Annotated in this window: 18 protein-coding genes and 1 other annotated feature; of the genes, 15 read left to right on the top strand and 3 right to left on the bottom strand. The window is 38.6% G+C overall.

The annotated features are described in order from the left end of the window. Positions 1 to 5 precede the first annotated feature (5 nt). The 10 genes from H0486_RS12850 to H0486_RS12805 all read left to right on the top strand — a co-directional run bounded on the left by H0486_RS12850 (position 6) and on the right by H0486_RS12805 (position 8,935). Complete coding sequence (locus H0486_RS12850; RefSeq protein WP_228353374.1) at positions 6 to 935, top strand: glycosyltransferase family 2 protein; 930 nt, start codon at positions 6 to 8, stop codon at positions 933 to 935. A gap of 392 nt (positions 936 to 1,327) precedes the next feature. Next, entirely contained in the window at positions 1,328 to 1,831 is a 504-nt protein-coding gene (ilvN, locus tag H0486_RS12845; RefSeq protein ID WP_228353373.1) for an acetolactate synthase small subunit, read from the top strand. Positions 1,832 to 2,065: 234 nt separating this feature from the next. Continuing rightward, on the top strand, positions 2,066 to 3,076 hold the full coding sequence (ilvC, locus tag H0486_RS12840; protein WP_228353372.1) for a ketol-acid reductoisomerase: 1,011 nt from the start codon (positions 2,066 to 2,068) through the stop codon (positions 3,074 to 3,076). A 159-nt stretch (positions 3,077 to 3,235) separates the two neighbouring features. Then, the gene (locus H0486_RS12835; protein ID WP_228353371.1) at positions 3,236 to 4,225 is read left to right on the top strand and encodes a diaminopimelate dehydrogenase; all 990 of its coding nucleotides are present in this window, start codon (positions 3,236 to 3,238) and stop codon (positions 4,223 to 4,225) included. A 202-nt stretch (positions 4,226 to 4,427) separates the two neighbouring features. Then, on the top strand, positions 4,428 to 4,811 hold the full coding sequence (locus tag H0486_RS12830; protein WP_228353370.1) for a transposase: 384 nt from the start codon (positions 4,428 to 4,430) through the stop codon (positions 4,809 to 4,811). 41 nt (positions 4,812 to 4,852) lie between these two features. Further along, positions 4,853 to 5,383 carry a hypothetical protein gene (locus H0486_RS12825; RefSeq protein WP_228353369.1) on the top strand — a complete coding sequence of 177 codons (531 nt, stop codon included), beginning with the start codon at positions 4,853 to 4,855 and terminating at the stop codon, positions 5,381 to 5,383. A 124-nt stretch (positions 5,384 to 5,507) separates the two neighbouring features. Next, on the top strand, positions 5,508 to 6,200 hold the full coding sequence (locus H0486_RS12820; protein ID WP_228353368.1) for a response regulator transcription factor: 693 nt from the start codon (positions 5,508 to 5,510) through the stop codon (positions 6,198 to 6,200). A 100-nt stretch (positions 6,201 to 6,300) separates the two neighbouring features. Beyond that, a complete protein-coding gene (locus H0486_RS12815) occupies positions 6,301 to 7,224 on the top strand; it encodes an ABC transporter ATP-binding protein (protein ID WP_228353367.1) in 924 nt (307 codons plus the stop codon). Further along, positions 7,217 to 7,993 (top strand): ABC transporter permease, encoded by a 777-nt coding sequence (locus H0486_RS12810; RefSeq protein ID WP_228353366.1) that lies wholly within the window; start codon positions 7,217 to 7,219, stop codon positions 7,991 to 7,993. Before H0486_RS12815 ends, H0486_RS12810 begins: the two co-directional genes overlap by 8 nt. Before the next feature lie 42 nt (positions 7,994 to 8,035). Next, positions 8,036 to 8,935, top strand: a complete 900-nt coding sequence (locus H0486_RS12805; RefSeq protein ID WP_228353365.1) for a sensor histidine kinase — start codon at positions 8,036 to 8,038, stop codon at positions 8,933 to 8,935. A 179-nt stretch (positions 8,936 to 9,114) separates the two neighbouring features. Here H0486_RS12805 and H0486_RS12800 read toward each other — a convergent pair whose 3' ends face one another. Next, on the bottom strand, positions 9,115 to 10,368 hold the full coding sequence (locus H0486_RS12800; protein WP_228351247.1) for a transposase: 1,254 nt from the start codon (positions 10,366 to 10,368) through the stop codon (positions 9,115 to 9,117). Positions 10,369 to 10,936: 568 nt separating this feature from the next. Here H0486_RS12800 and H0486_RS12795 point away from each other — a divergent pair. Beyond that, positions 10,937 to 11,521: a hypothetical protein gene (locus tag H0486_RS12795; RefSeq protein WP_228353364.1), complete on the top strand. Its 585-nt coding sequence runs from the start codon at positions 10,937 to 10,939 to the stop codon at positions 11,519 to 11,521. A gap of 177 nt (positions 11,522 to 11,698) precedes the next feature. Here H0486_RS12795 and H0486_RS12790 read toward each other — a convergent pair whose 3' ends face one another. Together H0486_RS12790 and H0486_RS18365 are read right to left on the bottom strand one after the other, a co-directional pair. Next, positions 11,699 to 11,914: a helix-turn-helix domain-containing protein gene (locus tag H0486_RS12790; RefSeq protein WP_323163548.1), complete on the bottom strand. Its 216-nt coding sequence runs from the start codon at positions 11,912 to 11,914 to the stop codon at positions 11,699 to 11,701. A gap of 509 nt (positions 11,915 to 12,423) precedes the next feature. Then, positions 12,424 to 12,549 (bottom strand): hypothetical protein, encoded by a 126-nt coding sequence (locus H0486_RS18365; RefSeq protein WP_267023835.1) that lies wholly within the window; start codon positions 12,547 to 12,549, stop codon positions 12,424 to 12,426. A gap of 191 nt (positions 12,550 to 12,740) precedes the next feature. Between H0486_RS18365 and H0486_RS12785 the strand changes: the two genes are divergently transcribed. From H0486_RS12785 to tyrS, 4 genes are all read left to right on the top strand, one after another. Further along, positions 12,741 to 16,985: a 2-hydroxyacyl-CoA dehydratase gene (locus tag H0486_RS12785; RefSeq protein WP_228353363.1), complete on the top strand. Its 4,245-nt coding sequence runs from the start codon at positions 12,741 to 12,743 to the stop codon at positions 16,983 to 16,985. Positions 16,986 to 17,417: 432 nt separating this feature from the next. Next, positions 17,418 to 19,115, top strand: a complete 1,698-nt coding sequence (locus H0486_RS12780) for an ABC transporter ATP-binding protein (protein ID WP_228354429.1) — start codon at positions 17,418 to 17,420, stop codon at positions 19,113 to 19,115. 46 nt (positions 19,116 to 19,161) lie between these two features. Then, entirely contained in the window at positions 19,162 to 20,949 is a 1,788-nt protein-coding gene (locus tag H0486_RS12775; RefSeq protein ID WP_228353362.1) for an ABC transporter ATP-binding protein, read from the top strand. A gap of 186 nt (positions 20,950 to 21,135) precedes the next feature. After that, positions 21,136 to 21,393: a binding site (T-box leader), on the top strand. Between the two features lie 129 nt (positions 21,394 to 21,522). Next, positions 21,523 to 22,743, top strand: coding sequence for a tyrosine--tRNA ligase (tyrS, locus tag H0486_RS12770; protein ID WP_228353361.1), 1,221 nt, complete (start codon positions 21,523 to 21,525; stop codon positions 22,741 to 22,743). The last annotated feature ends 8 nt before the right edge of the window (positions 22,744 to 22,751 follow it).

The raw sequence follows: 22,751 nt of genomic DNA, 5'->3' as shown, positions 1-22,751 counted from the left end.
AAAACATGAGTACAGTGGCTATCATAATGGCAACCTATAACGGGGAAAAGTATGTTGGAGATCAAATTGATTCAATACTGGGTTCAAGCTATCAGGATTTTGAACTTTTTATTCATGATGATGGTTCTAAAGATGGGACGCTTCCTTTACTACGGACTTATGAGGAGCAATATCCGGATAAAATTCATGTTTATCAGAATGTGACCAATATGGGTGTTACGATGAATTTTCTCAATGCATTATGCCATACCACTTCGGACTATATTATGTTCTGTGATCAGGATGATGTCTGGAAGAATAATAAAATAGCTATTACACTAAAAAGAATCAGACACATGGAGGCCCAGTTAGGGAAAGATAGGCCATTGGCAGTATTCACAGATGCAGTTGTGGTGGATCAAAACCTGAATGTGATAAAGAATTCCTTTTTCTGCTCCAGTCATCTGAATACCAGAAAAACGGATCTTCCTCATATGTTGATGGAAAATAAACTGATAGGCTGCACCGTTATGGTAAATGCTGCTCTTAGAAAGGTAATTCATACTCATGAGCTCCCGACAAATGCACGCTTTCATGATTGGTGGGTCGGTCTCATTGCATCAGCATTCGGAAAAATCGGCTTTATTAATGATGGCACCTTACTATATCGTCAGCATGGTGGGAATGTGGTCGGAGATATTGGGTTTGGAGCCTATATAAAGAATCGTATCACATCCATCCAGATGCAGAAGGAGGCATTGCGCGCGTTAGAACGTCAAGCTATCGACTTTCTTCATATATATGGAGAACTGTTAAATGATCATAATAAAGAAATTCTAGAGCAGTTTGCGTATCTAAGTCAGGAAAATATGATACGAAAAAGAATGATTTTGATAAAATACGGATATTTGAAAACAGGGATTATTCGGAATATAGGACTTATGTTAATGATATGATTTGAATGAATTTTTATGCATTCATTGTGGGGATGAAAGAGAAGTATGGAGCAACTCAAGTGTAGTTCAAAAATCTTTTTTGGTTTATGAACTGTTCATGTGAAAAGTGGGTGCTCTCATTTGTAGTATAGCGCAAATATGCTTAAGTAAAGCGTTTATGAAACATCTGCTTAGAGCACCTGCTGGAATCTATAATCAGTATCATCTAAAAATTGGTGAAAGGATTTATATCTATACTTGACAAATAGAAATGTTGTTGTTACAATAATTAAAACTTAAAACTTACTATTTATACAGCAACAGAAGCCCCATTGCAGAGTGTCCTGTGGTGCAGGGCTTTTCTTATAGACATCGACACAAGAAAATGTACATATTATAGGGAGGAGCACGCTATGAAGAGGATGGTATTATCGATTTTGGTAGAGAATACTGCCGGTGTACTCAGCCGAGTAGCTGGATTATTTAGTAGAAGAGGATATAATATTGATAGTTTGACGGTCGGTGAGACACAGGATCCATCAATATCCCGTATGACAGTATTAGCTCATGGAGATGACCAGATACTGGACCAGATACGTAAGCAATTACTGAAACTCGAAGATGTTATTGAGATTAAGGAGCTGGCACCGGGGGAATCTGTGACAAGAGAGTTAATATTGGTTAAGGTAAATGCTACAGAGCAAAATCGGCAGGATATCATATCCGTTGCGAATATTTTTAGAGCAAAGATTGTGGATGTAGCTATGGAATCACTTATGATTGAACTTACTGGTAATCAGGATAAAATCAATGCCTTTATCAAACTATTAGAGCCATATACGATTAAAGAACTGGTTAGAACCGGTATCACAGGACTTTCCAGAGGCTCGGGTGATATTTCTGATTTTGATGATTAAGAGCGATGCTTCTTCGGTATATAAGTTGTACGGAAGAATAGCGATAGGTAATTAGTACACAAATGCGTGGAGACGTGTTTGAATATATATATTTGGGAGGAGAAATCCTCCTGAGCAATTTAAAAAATAGGGAGGATAAACTCCTCCTGAAAATCAAGGGAGGAGAAATCCTCCTGAGCAATTTAAAAAATAGGAGGATAAACTCCTCCTGAAAATCAAGGAGGAATTAGAAACATGGCTAAGATTTTTTATCAACAGGATTGTAATCTTTCCTTATTAGAAGGAAAAACAGTTGCGGTAATCGGCTACGGAAGCCAGGGACATGCACATGCATTAAATGCAAAGGAATCCGGTGTTAATGTTATTATTGGTCTTTATGAAGGAAGTAAATCCTGGGCGAAGGCAGAAGCAGCAGGATTTGAAGTATATACTGCAGCTGAAGCAGCGAAGAGAGCAGATATTATCATGATTCTAATCAATGATGAGAAGCAGGCTAAAATGTATAAAGAATCAATTGAGCCCAATTTACAGCCAGGAAATGCATTAATGTTCGCTCATGGTTTTGCAATTCATTTCGGTCAGATTATTCCGCCTAAGGATGTAGACGTATTAATGATTGCTCCTAAGGGACCTGGACATACAGTTAGAAGCCAGTACTTAGAGGGACAGGGAGTTCCTTGCTTGATCGCTGTTCATCAGAATGCTACAGGAAAAGCACATGATATTGGACTTGCTTATGCCCTTGCAATTGGTGGAGCAAGAGCAGGTGTTCTTCAGACAACCTTCAGAGAAGAAACTGAGACGGACTTATTCGGTGAGCAGGCAGTTCTTTGCGGTGGTGTAACTGCTCTTATGAAAGCTGGATTTGAAGTTCTTGTGGAAGCAGGCTATGAACCAGAAAGTGCTTATTTTGAATGTATCCATGAAATGAAGCTGATCGTTGACCTGATTAACGAAAGCGGTTTTGCAGGAATGAGATATTCCATTTCTAATACTGCAGAATATGGTGATTATATTACAGGACCTAAGATTATTACAGAAGACACCAAGAATGCAATGAGAAAAGTTCTCAGCGATATTCAGGACGGAACCTTTGCTCGTAACTGGTTACTTGAGAACCAGATTGGATGTACCAACTTTAATGCAAAGAGAAGAATTGAATCAGAGCATCAGTTAGAAAAGGTTGGAGCAGAGCTTCGTAACATGATGAGCTGGACAAAGAAGAGTAAGTTAATCGAGAATTAATTTTCGTTTTATTGATAGGTAAATACTCATCAGTGGTAAATATACTGATGAGTATTTTTTGAGTATTCACATATTATTATGATCAAGCATAGTCGAATACGTTTACGAAATAATAACAATACATTGGAAGAAAATAATTGAAAACCACAGGAGGACAATATGAGCAAAATCAGAATTGGAATTGTTGGCTATGGTAATTTAGGTAAAGGTGCTGAATTAGGAATTAGACAGAATGAGGATATGGTTCTAGCAGGTGTATTTACAAGAAGAGATCCGTCCAAAATCAAACTCATGACAGAGGGAGCAAAGGCATATCGAATCGAGGATGCGAAAAACATGACCGATCAAATTGATGTCATGATCCTATGTAGTGGAAGTATGTCGGATTTGCCGGAACAGGGACCTTTTTTTGCAGCCTCTTTTAATACCGTGGATGGCTTTGATACCCATGCAAAGATTCCGCAATATTATGATGCTATGGATAAAGAGGCTAAGGCAGCTGGCAAGGTATGCGTTATTTCCTCAGGATGGGATCCCGGAATGTTTTCATTGAATCGATTATATGCAGAAGCAATCCTGCCTCAGGGTCATAATTATACTTTCTGGGGAAAGGGAGTGAGCCAGGGACATTCCGATGCGATCCGTAGAGTAGAGGGCGTAGTAAATGCAAAACAGTACACAATTCCCATTGAAAGTGCTCTGGAGAGAATCCGTCAGGGAGAAACTCCTGAGTTTACTACCAGAGAGAAGCATAGAAGAGAATGCTACGTTGTAGCTGCAGAAGGAGCAGATAAATCAAAAATTGAACATGAGATAAAGACCATGCCAAACTACTTCGCTGATTATGACACAGAAGTTCATTTCATAACTCAGGAGGAATTTGATAAGAACCATGGAGGCTTAGCTCATGGAGGCTTTGTATTACAAAGCGGTAAAACAGGTCTGAATAACGAGAATAATCATCTGATCGAATACCGAATTAAGTTGGATTCTAATGCGGATTTTACAGCTAATGTATTATTAGCCTATGCAAGAGCAGCGTATCGAATGAACAAGGAAGGATGCTCCGGTGCTAAGACAGTATTTGATATTGCACCGGCTTATTTATCCATGAAATCCGGAGAGCAGTTACGGAAAGAAATGTTATAATTAGTATGGAAATGGCCCTGAAAGTGGTAAAAATTATTACTGCCTTTCGGGGCTTTCTTTACATTATAGTAGTATATGTGAACTAGTAGGATAAAAAGTGTATTGCTTGTTTGGGAAATATGTATTACTATACAAGTAAGGCCAAATAAAGTAAAATTTGCTAAGCATTTCAGAATATTTATTTACCACTAAGGAGATATGGATGGAAGTAAAAATATGTAAGAATTGCAGAAGATTGTTCAATTATATTTATGGTCCTGAGTTATGTCCAAACTGTGTTAAATTACTACCCAATGTGGATAAAGAGGAAACGAATAAATTATTAACAGCTAGACTGCGGCCATTGGTGATTGAAGATGAATTAAAGTTCCAGGCGGTAAAGGAATATATTATGAAAAATCCGCGTGCTTCCATCATTCAAATCGCTGATGATAACGATGTTACTCCTTCGCAATTACTGAAGTGGATACGGGAAGATCGTTTGGAGTTTTCTGATGATTCCGAGTACGCTTGGTTTACCTGTGAGAAATGTGGAGTAAAGATTCGAAGTGGGCGTTTATGCAATCGTTGTAAAGCAGGACTATAATTGACTGGTATGTAAGAACAGAATTAGGAGTGTACAGCGGAATGCAAAATATTTTTATCGGTCTCATATTAATCTTTATTGATTTTGATCTGAATTTAGGAAGTTCATCGATAGAGTTAATCCCGGATTTTGCGGGATATATACTGATGCTCAGAGGAGTAGAAGAACTGATGGAGGATAGTGCGTGGTTCTCCAAGATCAAAGCCTTTGTTCTGGGAATGGCAATATACAGTGGTATCATCTGGATAATAAATTTGCTGGGAATGAAATCTTCCATGGGTTATCTTGATTTTATCTTGGGAATCATGGCTACGGTTATATTTCTCTATATTCTCTACTCAATTATTATGGCTATTAAAGATATAGAAGTGAAATATGCAGTATTCCTCCAAGCAGACACATTAATAAGTATTTGGAAGCTTATTGTTATTATAAGTGTTTTATCATATCTTGCTTTTTATATTCCTGTTATCAGTATTGCAGCTATTATCGCTAATTTAGTAATATATATTTATTTCTTATATAGCTTTTATAAAACAAAGCATCTCTATTATAGTTCCAAAGGATTGTAATAGAGTTCTGCTGTTATTCTGAAGTCCCGCATATTTATCGCGGGCTTTTTCATAGATTAAGAGAAACTAAATTAGAGAAGTATATATTACTGTATCATAATAGATCGTTAGAATGGAGAAAAGTATGAACCAGATATCAGTCTTAGTTGTAGAAGATAATGAAGATATCAACCGAATACTGAAACGGTTTCTTGAGCAGGCAGGCTATCAGGTGAAATCAGCATTTTCAGGGACAGAAGCACAGTTATTATTTTCTATGGAGCACTTTCATCTCATTATTCTGGATTTAATGCTTCCGGGTTTATCCGGTGAGGAGATCATTCAGGAGATTAGAAAGAAAAGTCAGACGCCGATTATCGTAATATCTGCTAAGAGTTCGTTGGAGGATAAGGTGAATGTCTTAAAAATTGGTGCAGATGACTATATTACGAAGCCCTTCGAACGAGAAGAGGTTCTTGTCAGAATAGAGGCTTTGCTTAGAAGGTGCCATGTAAATAATATGGAAGCATCGGAGAATAATGAGATCTCCTTCAAGAATCTACTTCTTAAGGTGGCCTCAAGAGAGGTTTTTGTAAAGGAGAATTCGATTACACTTACCGCTTATGAATTTGATATTTTATATCTGCTCCTTCAGCATCCGGACAGGGTCTTTACAAAGGACCAGCTTTATCAGGAAATATGGAAAACCGGATATTATGGTGAGGACAATACCATCAATGTACATATCAGTAATATCCGTAAGAAAATAAAGGACTATGATGAGGAAGCCTATATAAAGACGGTCTGGGGAATTGGATTTAAAATGGATGCAAATTAGGTTGCATCTTTATACTTTCTTTAAGATTCATTAAGTACTTGTTTAAAGAAAGCCCCTATAATGATAGATATCAAATCAATCATTTGAAAGGAGTATAAAGGTGCAGGAAGTTATATTATCAGCAAGAAAATTGTCGAAAATGTATGGTAATCATATAGCTCTGAATGACGTGAATGTGGAACTGAAGCAAGGCGAGATCTATGGTCTGGTCGGAAAAAACGGAGCAGGGAAAACTACATTTCTAAGATGTATTACAGGACAAACCTTTGCTACAGAAGGTGTTATCTCTTTGTTTGGAGTAGGCTCGGAAAGAGAGCTTAACAAGCAAAGAAAGAGAATTGGTGCAATTATCGAGACACCAAGCTTTTATTCTTATATGACAGCAGAACAGAATCTGGAGTATTACAGAGTTCAAAGAGGAATTCCAGGTAAGCACTGCGTAAGGGAAGCATTGCATGAGGTAGGCCTTTTGGATGCCGGTAAAAAGAAGTATAAAAGCTTCTCACTAGGTATGAAGCAGAGATTGGGTCTTGCTCTGGCCCTTATGAATCAACCGGAACTTTTGCTATTAGATGAGCCGATTAATGGTCTGGATCCATTTGGAATAGTAGAAATACGAAATCTGTTACTTAAGCTGAATAGAGAAAAGAATATCACCATATTGATTTCCAGCCATATTTTATCGGAGTTAACGAATTTGGTTACTTATTATGGCTTTATTGATCAGGGAAGAATGGTACGTCAGTTGTCCAGTGAGGAGCTGGCTCAGGAAAGTAAGCAATATATTGAATTAAAGGTGGATAAGGTGGAAGAGATGACCGCTCTTCTTGAAACCAGGCTCGGTTGTACCTCCTATAAAGTAACTCCAGAATTAACAATCCATATCTATGATTACTTGGATCAACCCTCCAAAATCAGCGAAATGGCGGTAAGGAATGGCATTGCATTGAATGCTATTACCATTAAGGATATTAATTTGGAGAATTATTTTATCCAATTGGTAGGAGGTAAGTCAAATGATTAATTATCTTAAGAGTGAATTTTATCGGATATTTCATGCAAAATCCACGTATTTATTTATAATTATCTGCTCCGCATTATTAATCAGCGCTAGTATCCTGCTGGCGATAGTTAAATTAAGCGAACCGGATTTCCCATATGCTACTACGTACTTTGCAATATCTTTAATGATTTCCAATGTAATGATTGTTTATTTTCTGTGTATTACGGTTTCCAATATGATATTTGGAAATGAACATACTAATCATACACTTAAAAATACGATTTCCTATGGTATTTCCAGAAGCACCATATATTTTGGAAAGTTAATGGTACAGATCGTATATGCATTTTTAGCATTTGCGCTTATCGTCGGATGTTATATAGGGAGCAGCTATTTATTACTTGAGAATTCCGGTCCGGAAATAATGGAACTATTATTTAAAATGTATGCAGCTGTGGTACCAATGTTCCTATTCGCTCTGGCAGCAACGAATTGCTTTACCTTTATCATGGACAGTGAGGCCGGTTCTATTGCAGCTACCTGCGGTTTAATGATAGGATTTCCTATTGTAACAGGATTTTTAGGTATGAAATTCGAGTTTATTAATAAGATATCGAATATTACACCATGGAATTTAATTGGAAACATTGATATTGATTTTGAGAATTATGTTTTAACATTATTCTGGCAGGAGAACGGGCATGTAAAATACTGGATTGCGGGATTGGCACAAATGCTCATTGTAGTAATTGTTGGCTTTGTGGTATTCCGTAAGAAGGAGATTAAATAATTCGTAGTAAGGGAATAAAAATGTAGAGGAGGTGTGATCGGAATGGTATATGCAATAATCGGTATGTTTATTGTGATATTTGTTCTGGTCACATTTCGCATTCGTCAGAAGTATACGATCAGATCCGCTATCGCTCAGATGGAAGAGATAGAGCAGCATCCGGAAAAGAACAATCAGCTGAAAGCACTTTCATCGGATAGGGATTTAGAACATCTCTTTACTAGAATTAACCTAATCTATAAAGCGAGGCAGCAGGAACGAATCGTATATCAGAGAAGAGAAACTCAGATTCGTCGTGAGATAGAAAACATCTCACATGATTTACGAACGCCCCTGACATCCATTATCGGTTATATCGATTTAATTCGTTCTTCCGATAATCAGGCTGAGAAGGATGAGTATATGGATATCATTCAACAAAGGGCCAAGGTACTACAGGGATTCATTCAGGATTTTTATGAATTATCAAGGATTGAGACAGATGATTATCCTTTACTTTTTGATACCATATCCGTTCAGAATGCGCTATCAGAGGCAGCTGTAGCATACTACAATGAGTTTGAAAAACGTGAGATTTCAGTTCAGCTTGAAATGGATGAAAAGCATTGTTATATTGTTGCAGATCAAATTCAATTGAACCGTATCTTTAATAATCTGATACAAAATGCTTTAAAGTATGCGGCTAATAGTTTTCGTATAAAGCAATATTGTGATCATAAGGAATGCGTCATACGGTTTATGAATGAAAAAGGAAACATGACAGAGAAGGAACTCTCTTTTATCTTTGAGCGTTTCTATACGGGTGACATATCACGTAATAATAATAGTACAGGCCTTGGACTTACAATAACCAAAATATTAACCGAAAAAATGAAAGGAAGAATTGATGCCAGACTTGAGGGTGAATGGTTTGTGATAGAGCTTAGATTTCCGTCAATATGATGGTAATATGAGGAGAAGCCACTTGAGTTTCCGCAAATTGCACTTTGAAAATGAATAAATCTAATGACAGTGCCAATTTGCTGATTTTTTTAAGTGTAAGAGTGGCAGTATCTAGATCAGAAGAAGCTTAATAAGCCCCGTTTAAAACCGGACTTCGGGATAAGTATTCTTTTATCTATTTAAGCGATTAGCTTAAAGCAAAGTTGACGGTATGCAGGACGTTTTGTCCTGAACCATAGCCTGACGCCTTCTTTTGCATACGAGAGTATGCCGGAGATACCTTTTGCTAACCGATAATAGCAGAACTGAACTTTCTCCTTAACAGGAGCTGCTGTCTGTATGATTGAAACCTTTAGGGCATTTGTTTCTGCTTTCATTGAAACCAGAGCAAGAAATGCCATACACAAGGTGATATAAAAATTGAGAGCATTAATTGCTTTCAGCTTCCGGACACGGAAGTTTTCAAACTGGAAAACCTGTTTCTTGCAGCGGAAATATTCCTCAATGCGCCAGCGGGAGAAATAAAGCCTTGCAATTCGTATTACATCTTCTCGGGACTTTATCTCCTTGTTTGTTGCGAGCATCATCGGATGCTCTGTGATGCCATAGACAAGAACCAGATAAATATCCTTTCTGGATGCAGTGATTTGAACCTTCACATGGGATAGATAAGCTTCCCTTTTTTTGCCCTTATAGAACACAGGTGTTGTGATTTTGCCTTTTCGACGATTTCGCAGTTCAGTAGCGGCCACCCATTTGTTATGAAAAAGTAGCTTTCTTTTAGCTGTAAGTCGGATCACATAGTCCTGCTTTAATTCATCAAGCTTAAGAAACATCTTATTATCATCATAGCCCCTGTCCATTACAAAAGTAGCTTTGCCAAACATTGCTTTTCCGCGCTCCATGGCATCAAAGGTTACGTTATTGACAGAGGTGAAGGTCTTTTCTTTTGAAGAATGGATTTTAGAATAAATGCTGACAGGATGATTGCTTTTAGTCATAACACAAGCCTCTGTTACATGGTAGCCCTTCTCATAGACATTTTTGGTATCGGTGCTTTTGGAACCATCCCGAACAAGTCCCAGTGCTTCGAACTTGTAGCCGTCAGGCTTGATGATATCACTATCATCGATATGGATAACTGGTTGATCCGGCACCCATTTACGTATTGTATGCAGATACGAAGACAAGGCAGAATTATGGATTCCCTTATTGAGATGTCGGGTAAGTCTTTCCACGCTGTTGACCTTTTTGGAATCTTCGTGAAGCTGATCCACAACATCAGTCAGAAGGCAACTGCCAGAAGCTAACATGCCATAAGTCATGTCTGCAGTAAACTTTCGATCCGGTTTGGAAAGCTTTCGGGATATTTTGTTTGAAAAAGATAAAATTTCACGTTTCAAAGTGTAAGTATTTGTAGTAGAATTAAGCATAAGGAGTCCCTTTCTTTATTGTTTAGTGTAGATTTTGCTTAGACACCATTATTCTACTACAAAAAGGATGAGGATTCCTTATATTTTGGGCATTTTCTAAAAGTTGTTTATTACAATACTGATGAAACAGGGATACTGTGGATAAAACTACGGAAACTCAAGGAGAAGCCATAGTTGACATGGCCAGCTAGCGATGATAGAATATGCTAAATAAACATATTTCCGGTATATAACCACAAGAAGATGATTTCTTGTGGTTTTTATAGTATAGAAACTATTATAATACGATTTATGCAGATGAATGGAGAGTAGCTATGGCTAAATTATTGTGAACGATCTTACCTTTGGATATGATACAGCCTATGACAATGTCTTTGAACATGTCAGCTTTAAATCGATACGGACTAATTTCCCTTTGAAATAATAAATCCTGAAGTAGCTAAAATCAGTATATGGACTATAGTAATAGGAAAAATGATCCGATATAGGATATAACAGCACTGTTTTAATTATCCCACGGAACGAAAAGCTATTTACTAAGGATAAATCGGAGATTGGAGTTGAGTATATGAATATCACAATCAAGAAGGTGAACGAGACAATTCGCAACTATAATAATGGGGTCAATAATAAATCGGAAGAGAAATCTCCTCGGGAAACTGCATTTGAAAAGATAAAGGCAATGATGCAGCCGGAGAGTCGTATGACTGAGGAGCAAAAAAAGGCCTATGAAGATAAAATATATCAGAAAGCGAGAAATGGGGAAAAGCTTACTCCAAGTGAACTGGAATATATAAGAAGAACCAATCCTGAAATGTATATTCGTATTAAGCGCGTGCAAATGCAACGAGAAATGCTGGAGAGAAAGTTGAAATACTGTAAATCAAAAAAGGAAGTGGAAGAAGTATATATGCAGAGCATGTCCAGTATTGGGAAGAAAGATCCCGATCGGGAAATGTTATATCGTGCATACCAGAAAGTGACCATGGATTTTAAGAAAACACTGAAATATAAATCGTTGCCGGAAGTTGAAGAGGATGAGAAGGAGAAAGGTGGAAGAAAGAAGAAGCAACGGGATAACGGTTTAGCGGAATATATAGACGATGGCATATGGGATGATATGGAGATATCGACGTTTGATGCCAAAGCCTAGAGACTATATCAAAACCGAATTAGTATAGGGAATGAGATCCAGATAAGCTGTGTTTATGATTTATAAATGATGAAATAACATCGCATTCGTATATTTCTACGAACTAAGGAAACCATAATTTAATAACAAGAGTTAATTAGATCAAAAAATAGTTACGCTTTATTTCTAAAGCCGTAACTATTTTTCGTCTGGTTTAAATTCTGCAATATCTGAGATTTTGCAGTCAAGTATCTGGCATAATTGATCTAAGGTTGAGGTATTAATTCCTTTGTTATGCTTTAGTTTATCAATTAGGCTCTTACTTAGTTTGTACTCTTCAATCAGAGTATAGGTAGTTATATTTTTTTTCTTAATAGTTTTCCAAAATGGTATATAACTAATCAACAAAATCACCCTCTTGTTAATAATTGTATGGTGAGATTTAAGGATTGCATATACTCCTAATTTAGAGTATAATAAAAGAAAATGCTGTCATAATATGATATTATATCACATAAAAAGGAAATTAAATAGCTTCTGATTTACAGGTAATACCATATTCATAACGATGGGAGCGATAGCAAATGAGCGAGCAAAGATTGTTATTCAGATTAGAGTATGAGTGGAGAGTATTCCGGTTTTATCGAAAAGTTATGAATTATCTAGTAAGGAGGGGCATGAGCTTATCATCACCAATTTTATGTTATATAAAGAACAGATTGGACAAGCACTATTTTATCATTATGAATATGAAAAGAATCTATGAAAAGCAAACAGGTGAAAGCATTGTATTTTATAAATGCGATGATATATAGAATGATGATAATATTATCTGCAAAATAGTAATGAGGGTGTTGACACACCCTCAAAATTGTACCTAAGTTATTAAAGAACGGAAAAGGAGAGCTAAAATAACGAAGTGACTATGCTTTCTTTTTTTGCTTTTTAATTAATTCGGGTTCCGCCATCATGGGTTTTAATGATGGTAAAGCACTGGTCTCTGATTTTTTCTTTTTCTTAACTTCTTTCTTGATATCCCTATTAGCCATGAAACCACTCCTTTAAGTATATTCTTTACTATAAGTTCATTACGATTATATATAATTATAATTACATAAGTTGAATTCGTCCAGCATATTTTTGAATTACTCCGCCGTCTAAACCATTATTGTATGTATTATTTTTGATAATCCAGTAAATAATACATAAGTATAGCAATAAGCGGTATTTGGAGGTAAGAATGAAGCAGTACAAATTAGGAATTGATATTGGTTCGACGACGGTGAAAATTGCTGTTTTAGACCATAATAATAAATTGATTTACAGCAACTACCAACGACATTACTCAGATATGAAAAATACGGTTATACAATTGGTGAAAGATTGCTATGACACTATCGGTAATGTGAAGATTCAGTTGAGCATGACTGGCTCAGGAGGATTGTCCGTATCCAAGTGGCTTAACATAAGCTTTATTCAGGAAGTAATTGCATGCTCTAAAGCGGTAGAGACGTTTATTCCTCAGACAGATGTTGTGATAGAGCTAGGTGGTGAGGATGCCAAAATAACGTATCTGAAGGGTGGAATCGAGCAGAGGATGAATGGCAGCTGTGCGGGAGGTACGGGCGCTTTCATTGATCAAATGGCTGTATTACTAGACACAGATGCAGCAGGCTTGAACGAATATGCGAAGGGACATAAGGTGATATATCCTATAGCCTCCCGTTGTGGAGTATTTGCAAAAACCGATGTTCAGCCACTCATTAATGATGGTGCCAGTAAGGAAGACATTGCGGCTTCTATATTACAGGCAGTCGTGAATCAGACTATTGGCGGACTGGCCTGCGGAAAGCCTATTCGTGGGAAGGTTGCCTTTTTAGGCGGACCGCTTCATTATTTATCTGAATTGCGTAAGAGGTTCTGTGAAAGCTTAAGATTGAATCCGGATCATGCAATCTCCCCGCCAGACTCACAGCTTTATGCAGCGATGGGTGCTGCATTATCTGTGTCAGGAGAAAAAGTGATTTCCTACCAGGATTTGATGAAGCGAATCGAACGAATTTCGAATTATCAGGAGGAAGAAGCAGCCAGACTTCAACCACTATTTCAGGATATTGATGATTATATTCAATTTATCAGACGACATGAGCAGAATCAGATTAAGAAGGAAAAGCTAAGCGATTATAGGGGTAGAGCCTATCTTGGTATTGATGCCGGTTCCACTACAACGAAGCTTGCACTAATCGGAGAAACTGGAGAGCTATTATATTCCCATTACAGTAATAATGAAGGTAATCCGCTTACAAAGCTCATAGACATTCTGAAGGATCTATATCATGAATTACCCAGGGAAGTTATGATAGCAAAATGCACCGTTACAGGTTATGGTGAAGCTCTTATGAAAGCAGCGTTGCATGCGGATGACGGAGAGATTGAAACGATAGCCCATTACAAGGCAGCAAAGCATTTACTTCCCCAGGTTGATTTCATTCTGGATATCGGCGGACAGGATATGAAATGTCTCAGAATTAAGAACGGTGCAGTCGATAGTATTCTGCTAAATGAGGCATGTTCCTCAGGTTGTGGTTCTTTTCTTGAAGGGTTTGCCAAGTCTTTAAATCTATCTGTAAAGGAATTTGCAAAGGAAGCATTAAAAGCAAAGAATCCCGTTGATCTTGGTACGAAGTGTACCGTGTTTATGAATTCCAGAGTAAAACAAGCGCAGAAGGAGGGGGCAAGTATCGCTGATTTATCGGCAGGCCTCTCTTATTCCGTGATTAAGAATGCACTATTTAAGGTGATAAAGGTACGAGATGAAAAAGACTTGGGAGATAATATCATCGTTCAAGGTGGTACCTTTTTAAATGATGCAGTATTAAGAAGCTTTGAATTAATTACCGGTAGGAATGCAATACGACCAGATATTGCTGGCCTTATGGGTGCGTATGGTGCTGCGCTAATCTCAAAGGAGAGATATCGGGAAGGAGAGAAAACCTCTCTTCTCCCGGTTGAGGCATTAAACCATTTTCAGATGACTACAACAAACAGGCGTTGTGAGAACTGTGGCAATCATTGTCTTCTTACCATAAATACCTTTTCTGACGGAGAAAAATTTGTTGCCGGGAATCGATGTGAAAGGGGTTTGGGCATAGAACAAGATAAAACCGAAAAACTACCGAACCTGTATGAATATAAGTACCGTCGTACCTTTGGCTATAGACCACTAAGCCCGAAAGAGGCCATCAGAGGAGTAATCGGAATTCCGAGAGTCCTTAATATGTACGAAAACTATCCATTTTGGTTTACCTTCTTTACTTCACTGGGATTTCGAGTGGTACTATCTTCTCCATCCTCAAAGAAATTATTTGAAAAGGGATTGGAGACCATACCCTCAGAATCTGCCTGCTATCCAGCGAAATTGTGTCATGGACATATTATGGACTTAATTGATCGGGGAATTGACACGATTTTTTATCCTGCCGTGGTTTATGAGAAAAAAGAATACAGGGATGTGGCGAATCATTATAACTGTCCTATCGTGATTTCCTATCCTGAGGTGATTCGAAATAATATTGATGAGATTAAACGCAGGCGCATAACTATGATTACCCCCTTCCTCTCTCTGGATAATATAAGAGTATTGACCCGACGAATGCAGGATGAGCTGCAAGGCTTCCATATTCCAAAAGAGGAAATAAAGAAGGCGGTAATGGAAGCAGTAAAGGAGCAGGAAAAATACAAGAGGGATATACAAACGAAGGGAGAAGAGGTGTTGGCATTTCTAAGGAGGACCGGAAAGAGGGGAATTGTACTTTGCGGGAAACCGTATCATGTTGACAACGAAATTAATCATGGAATGGCGGAGTTAATTGTGTCCTTCGATATGGCAGTGTTAACAGAGGATAGTATCGCTCATTTATCAACCTTGAAGAAGAAGCTGAGGGTTGTGGATCAGTGGGTATATAACTCAAGATTATACAGGGCGGCCAGCCTTGTTGTAGAAGAGCCTTGCCTGGATATGATTCAACTGAACTCCTTCGGTTGCGGACTAGATGCGGTTACTTCGGATCAAATTGCTGAAATATTGGCGGATGGCGGTAAAATCTACACCATGATTAAAATTGATGAAGGGAATAATCTGGGCGCGGCTAAGATTAGAATACGTTCCCTAAAGGCAGCAATTGAGGAACGATCTCAGAACAAGCTATTTCAGGTTATGCCGGAAGAGACATTACCTACTCCGCTATTTACCAAAGAAATGAAACGGACTCATACTATACTGGCACCACAGATGGCACCCTTACATTTTGATTTGATTCAGGAGGCAGCCAGAGCCTGTGGATATCAACTGGAGGTGTTACCGGCAATTGACCGTTCAGCAGTGGATGAGGGGTTGAAATATGTGAATAATGATGCCTGTTATCCGGCGATCATTATGATTGGGCAAATTGTAAAAGCACTGAAATCCGGTAAATACAATTCGGATCAAACCTCGGTTATCATTACACAAAGCGGCGGAGGATGTCGAGCAACCAACTATATGGCATTTTTAAAGCTTGGACTAAAGCAGGCCGGATTTGCTCATATTCCGATCATATCCATTAATACAGTTGGGTTGGAAAAACAACCGGGATTTAAATTCTCCTTGGGACTCATTAATCGATGCATAATGGCTTGCGTATATGGGGACTTATTTATGCGAGTTCTTTATCGGACAAGACCTTATGAAAGATTTCCCGGATCTGCCGATCTTTTGTACCAAAAATGGAATGAACGGGCCAGAGAAAATATCAGAGAAGGAAGTAAACGTAAATTTCATCAAAATATAAAAGGAATTATCCGTGACTTCGACCATTTGGAATTAGTGGATATTAAGAAACCCAGGGTGGGAATTGTCGGAGAAATTCTTGTGAAATATCATCCAACAGCAAATAACGATATTGTAAATATTATCGAGGAGGGAGGAGCAGAAGCCGTTGTACCTGATCTTATGGATTATTTCTTATATTCTGCTTTTAATTCACGCTTCAAATTCAAGTATCTTGCCGGGACGAAACTAAACCAGCAGTTAGGCGATATGGCGAAAAACTATATTATGAGTTATCGAAACATTATCAATACCGAGCTGGCTAAAAGCAGAAGATTCCTTCCTCCCACATCCATTGACGAGCTGGCAAAGATGGCATCATCCGTACTTTCTCTGGGCAATCAGACAGGAGAAGGCTGGCTTGTTACCGCGGAAATGATAGAATTCATTGAACAGGGGACCAGTAATATTATATGTGTGCAACCTTTGGCATGCCTCCCGAACCATATTACAGGCAAGGGAATGATTAAACCGGTGAAGGAACTGTTTCCCCAGGCGAATATTATGCCCATTGATTATGATCCGGGGGTATCCAATGTAAACCAGCTTAACCGTATAAAACTAATGCTTTCTGTGGCGATGAGAAATATGACGGAGAGAGACAAACAGGATAAATGATGTAGCCTATGTCCATGTAGATGTGAATAACAGATAGAAAGATGCCAGCCGGAAGCTGGAAATATATCCGCCACGGAGCCGCTTGCGCTTAATTGCACTACGTAACGGTACGTAAGGCACTAAAGTACAGAGCCTAAGTACCGACGAGTGCAAATACTCCGACTCTGGATATATTTCCAGCTTCCGGCTGGCATCTTTCTATCTGTTATTCATCGGTACATAATGTTCTAAAGAACAGAACCTAATTACCGAAGTGATGCCTTTCGAAAGAGGATATGCAGATAGCGGTTCTTTAATGAGGGGTGGTAGGGTGAATGGTGACCGAAGATTTTTGGCTTTTATGTCGGTAGCCTTGACATATCATTTGGGAGTGTTAGAATTGGTATATTGAATGTATTAATATCAAGTAGTGGAGGATTCACATTGAAAACAGTGTTTACATATCTGAAACCCTATGCTGTTCGTATGAGCTTCGGTTTTGTGATAAAGGTATTAGGGACCTTCATGGATTTAGGCTTGCCTTGGGTGCTGGCTTACATCATTGACGAAGTGATCCCTCATAAACAGATATCCTTGATTCTTTATTGGGGTATTGTAATGCTGGGCCTGTCTGTCGGAGCAAGAAGCTTTAATATTATTGCAAATCGAATGGCCGCCAGAGTGGCGCGGGATTCCATCAAAACTCTGAGACATGATTTATTTGAGAAGATTATGAAGCTTTCAGGTTCTCAAATGGATTATTTTACAGTGTCATCCATCGAATCTCGTATGACTTCTGATACCTATAATATCCATAATATGATTGGAATGATGCAGAGAATTGGAGTTCGTGCTCCGATTATACTCATTGGCGGAATTGTGATAACTGCTACTCTGGAGCCGGTACTTACCTTAGTGCTGGTAGGAGTGCTACCGTTTCTGGCGTTAGTTGTATATTTGGTTTCTAAGAAGGGAATACCCCTTTATCTAAAGCTACAGGAAACAGTGGATCGGATGGTTCGTGTAGTCCGTGAAAACATTTCCGGTGTCCGGGTTATCAAAGCACTATCTAAGACTCAATATGAAAAAGAGCGTTTTTCGAAAATTAATTCTGAAGTCGTGACAAATGAACTGAAAGCCGGAACCACTATGGCATTTACGAATCCGGTCATGAATTTGCTCTTAAATCTTGGATTAACCATGGTTATCATTGTGGGGGCCTTCCGTGTGAATAATGGGTTTTCCCAGCCGGGAAAAATCGTTGCGTTTCTATCCTATTTTGCAATTATGCAGCACGCAGTTATGGCCATTACCCGTATTTTTGTCGTCCTTTCCAAGGCTACAGCCTCCGCAGCTCGAATATCAGAGGTTCTTATTACACAAGAGGATATGCCTGAAGAAGATCCTAATCCTATACAAGAGAAATCGCCCATGCATGTTGAATTTCATCAGGTTCAGTTTTCTTATACCAAGGAGCCATGTATTACTTCCATGAGCTTTAGTATAGAGAAGGGAAAGAGTCTGGGGATTATCGGATCAACGGGCTCCGGTAAAACGACCTTAATTAATCTTTTAATGCGCTTTTATGATGTGGATGAGGGAAGTATTACTATTGATGGACGGGATATCCGGAGCTTTGAGAAACAGGAGCTGCGTAAAAAGTTTGGTGTGGTATTCCAAAATGATATTCTGTTTGCGGATACAGTTTATGAAAACATCAGTATTGGAAGAGATTTATCAAAAGAGAGTGTGTTGGAGGCAACGAAGCATGCGCAGGCCTTTTCGTTTGTAGATGAACTGGATGGGAAGCTGGACTATAAATTAGCAATCAAAGGTAGTAACCTTAGTGGCGGTCAGAAACAGCGTTTGCTCATAGCAAGAGCGATGGCAGGAAAACCGGAGATCTTAATATTTGATGATTCCTCCAGTGCACTGGACTATAAAACAGATTCCCTAGTGAGAAAAGCAGTAAAGGAATATTATAATGATATTACCATGATAGTGATTGCGCAACGTATCAGCTCCGTGATGAAACTGGACCATATCCTGGTTATCGAGGAAGGTCAAATGGTGGGGTATGGTACGCACGATGAATTGCTTCAGAACTGTGAGGTATACCAGGAGATTTATCAGTCACAGTTAATGGCCTAATTAGTAATGATAGTATTTGCCTGAATACAGATTAATGGAGGTTGTTATGCCAGCAAATGCGGGAAGAGCGTGGATAAGTGATAAAACGGATAAACCCAAGGATACGAAATATGTTATAAAGCGTCTTTGGTACTATATCAGTCATTATAAATGGATGCTTATACTGGCAATTCTATTAACAATAGCCAGTAATTTATTTGCTTTAATAGGCCCCATGCTATCGGGCTACGCCATCGATGCTATCGAGCCAGGGAAAGGACTGGTTGTATTTAAAACGGTATTTTATTATGCGGGATGGATGATTGCATTCTACATATTATCTTCTGTTCTGTCCTATCTGTTGTCCGTTCTAATGCTTTATCTCAGTCAGAAGATCGTTAATAAAATGAGAGAGGATGTATTTACGAAATTAGTTGATCTACCGGTAAACTATTTTGACCGAAATCAGGCCGGAGATATTATCAGCCGTATATCATACGATATTGATACAGTAAATACATCATTATCAACGGACGTTGTACAAATATTTACCAGTGTCATAACAGTAGCCGGGTCCCTGGTCATGATGTTCTTAATATCACCCGTGCTTGTTCTGGCTATGCTCATAACGATTCCACTTTCGATCCTTTACACTCGTTACATGGCAAAGAAAGTTCGTCCGTTGTTTCGTAAGCGCTCTGCCAAGCTTGGTGAATTAAATGGTTATATTGAAGAAATGGTATCAGGGCAAAAAACGATAAAGGCCTATGCAGCAGAGTCCTCTGTAATTAATCGGTTTGACAATTTAAATGAAGAAGCAGTGAATGCATACTATGATGCAGAATATTATGGAAGCATCACTGGACCAACCGTGAATTTCATCAATAATTTATCACTGTCGCTGGTTACTGTTTTCGGTGCTATCCTATACCTGTTAGAATATATGACATTGGGCAATATCTCTTCTTTTGTTCAATATAGCAGAAAATTCTCCGGACCAATCAGTGAAACAGCCAATATTATCAGTGAGCTTCAGTCGGCAGCTGCTGCAGCAGAGCGGGTATTCAAGCTTGTAGACGAGAAACCGGAGGCGCTAGATAAACCGGATGCAGTGGAACTTTCAGAGGTAAAAGGGGACGTCTCTATTGAGAATGTATCCTTTGGATATCTTCCTGATAGAATGATTATTAAAAACTTATTCCTCCATGCGAAGCCTGGTAGCCTGACAGCAATAGTCGGACCGACCGGTGCAGGTAAGACCACAATGATAAATCTTCTTATGAGGTTTTATGATGTGTGGCAGGGAAGTATCTATATTGACTCTAAGGAAACCAGAAACCTGACTAGAAATAGTCTTAGAAAAGCATATGCAATGGTTCTTCAGGATACCTGGCTGTTTCAGGGAACCATTTTTGAAAATATAGCCTATGGAAAAGAAAATGCAACGATGGAGGAAGTGGTATCCGCTGCAAAGCTGGTTGGTATGCACTCCTATATTAAGAGACTTCCAAAAGGATATGATACCGTTGTAAATGAGGATGGAATTAATATATCAAAAGGTCAAAAGCAGCTTCTGACCATAGCCAGAGCAATGCTGTTGGATGCTAAGATGCTTATATTGGATGAGGCAACCTCCAATGTAGACACCAGAACTGAGATAAAGATACAAAAGGCTATGAGAAAGCTGATGGAAGATAAGACTTGTTTTGTAATAGCTCACCGCTTATCCACCATTCAGGGAGCGGATAATATTCTGGTGGTGAATCAGGGTAATGTAGTAGAACAAGGAACACATAAAGAGCTGATGGAGAAGAAGGGCTTCTATTATAAACTGTATCAGGCTCAGTTTGAATAAATACATAAATAACGGACTGTAAAATCTAATTTTAATGCAGTTTACTTATCCATTAAAGAAATAAAATCAGAAAATGAAATAAAATCAGAAAATGAAATAAAGGTATAAAATCAGAAAATGAAATAAAGGTGTTGACAGAATGGAATGAAATTAGTATACTTCCAGTAATTCAATCAAAACAAATAAGATAAAGCGATGATAAGAAAGAGTAAGAATACTACGTTCCAACAGAAAGTTACCGGTCGATGAGAGGTGCAGGAAAATGTGTTCCGAATACATCTTTGAGCTTCACACCGAACAGTGAACACTAAGTAGGCTGTTGACGGATTCCCTGCACCCGTTACCGTGCTAGAGTATAACCTAATTTGGCGTACTCAAAGAGGTCAGCTATGTGAATGGTTGATAAATATGAGGTGGTACCGCGTGAGATTTCCCGCCCTCTAAGTAATTAGAGGAGCGGGTTTTTTTATTCAATATTACAGTCATTGTCACGTTTTTATTGAATAAAGGGATTTTGCTTGTTTCATTATGAATTGGATTAATCAATAATGAAGAAAGAAAGGAAGAGTTATCATGAAACGAATCAGTATTGAGGAACAAATTAAAATCATCTCAAAAGGAGCAGCTGAGCTTATCTCTGTGGAGGAGCTGAGAGAAAAGCTTAGCGAGGTTGAGAATGAAGGGAGGCCACTGATAATTAAGCTAGGTCTGGACCCTACTGCTCCGGATATTCATTTAGGACATACGGTAGTACTTCGAAAAATCAGACAGATGCAAGAGATGGGGCATCATGCAGTAATCATCATCGGAGACTTTACAGCGAAAATCGGAGATCCGACCGGAAAATCGAAAACACGGAAACCATTATCCGAGGAGCAGGTGCGTAAAAATGCCATGACATACACGAATCAGATTTTTAAGGTTATTGATAAAAGCAAAACAACGGTAAGGTTTAACAGTGAGTGGCTTTCTAAATTACAATTTGAGGAGGTACTGAGATTAGCAGCCAGCACAACGGTTGCAAGATTATTGGAACGGGATGATTTTCAGAGCCGCTTCAGACGTAGTGAACCCATTGGGCTCCATGAATTCTTTTATCCCTTAATGCAGGCTTATGATTCCGTAGAAATCAATGCAGATCTTGAGCTTGGCGGAACGGATCAGACCTTCAATATCCTTATGGGAAGAACGCTGCAAAGCAGTATGGGAAAGAAACGTCAAATTGCTATGTTTATGCCGATTCTGGAAGGCCTCGATGGCGTTGAGAAGATGAGTAAAAGTTTAGGTAACTACATCGGTATCTTTGAGCCGGCAGAGGTGATGTTTAAGAAAGTCATGGAAATACCGGATCACCTAATACTTCGTTACTATGAACTGGTAACAGATGAGCATCCCGACCGTATAGCGGAGATCAGAATGGAGCTTGAGAACGGGAAAAATCCGAGAGATTGCAAGCTGGAACTGGCTAAGATTATTACAGGCCTCTACCATAGTGCGGAGGAGGTTCAAAAAGCAGAGGAATACTTCCATATGGTATTTCAGAAGGGTGAATTGCCGCAGGAGATGCCGCTAATCGATGCCGGTGATCGAGGTAGGACATTGATGGAGCTTATTCCGTTACTGGTCGAACATGGTATAGTTCCTTCCGGAAGCGAATTCCGCCGTCTAGTACAACAGGGTGGGGTACAGTCAAATCAAATGAAAGTAACCGACCTTAATATGGAGCTGATGGAAAAGGAAATCGTACTAAAAGTAGGAAAGAAAAAGTTCGTTAGGGTTATACGGAATATATAATGCAGAAT

Source organism: Variimorphobacter saccharofermentans, assembly GCF_014174405.1.
Classification (GTDB): domain Bacteria; phylum Bacillota; class Clostridia; order Lachnospirales; family Lachnospiraceae; genus Mobilitalea; species Mobilitalea saccharofermentans.
This window is presented reverse-complemented; position numbering and strand designations above follow the sequence as displayed.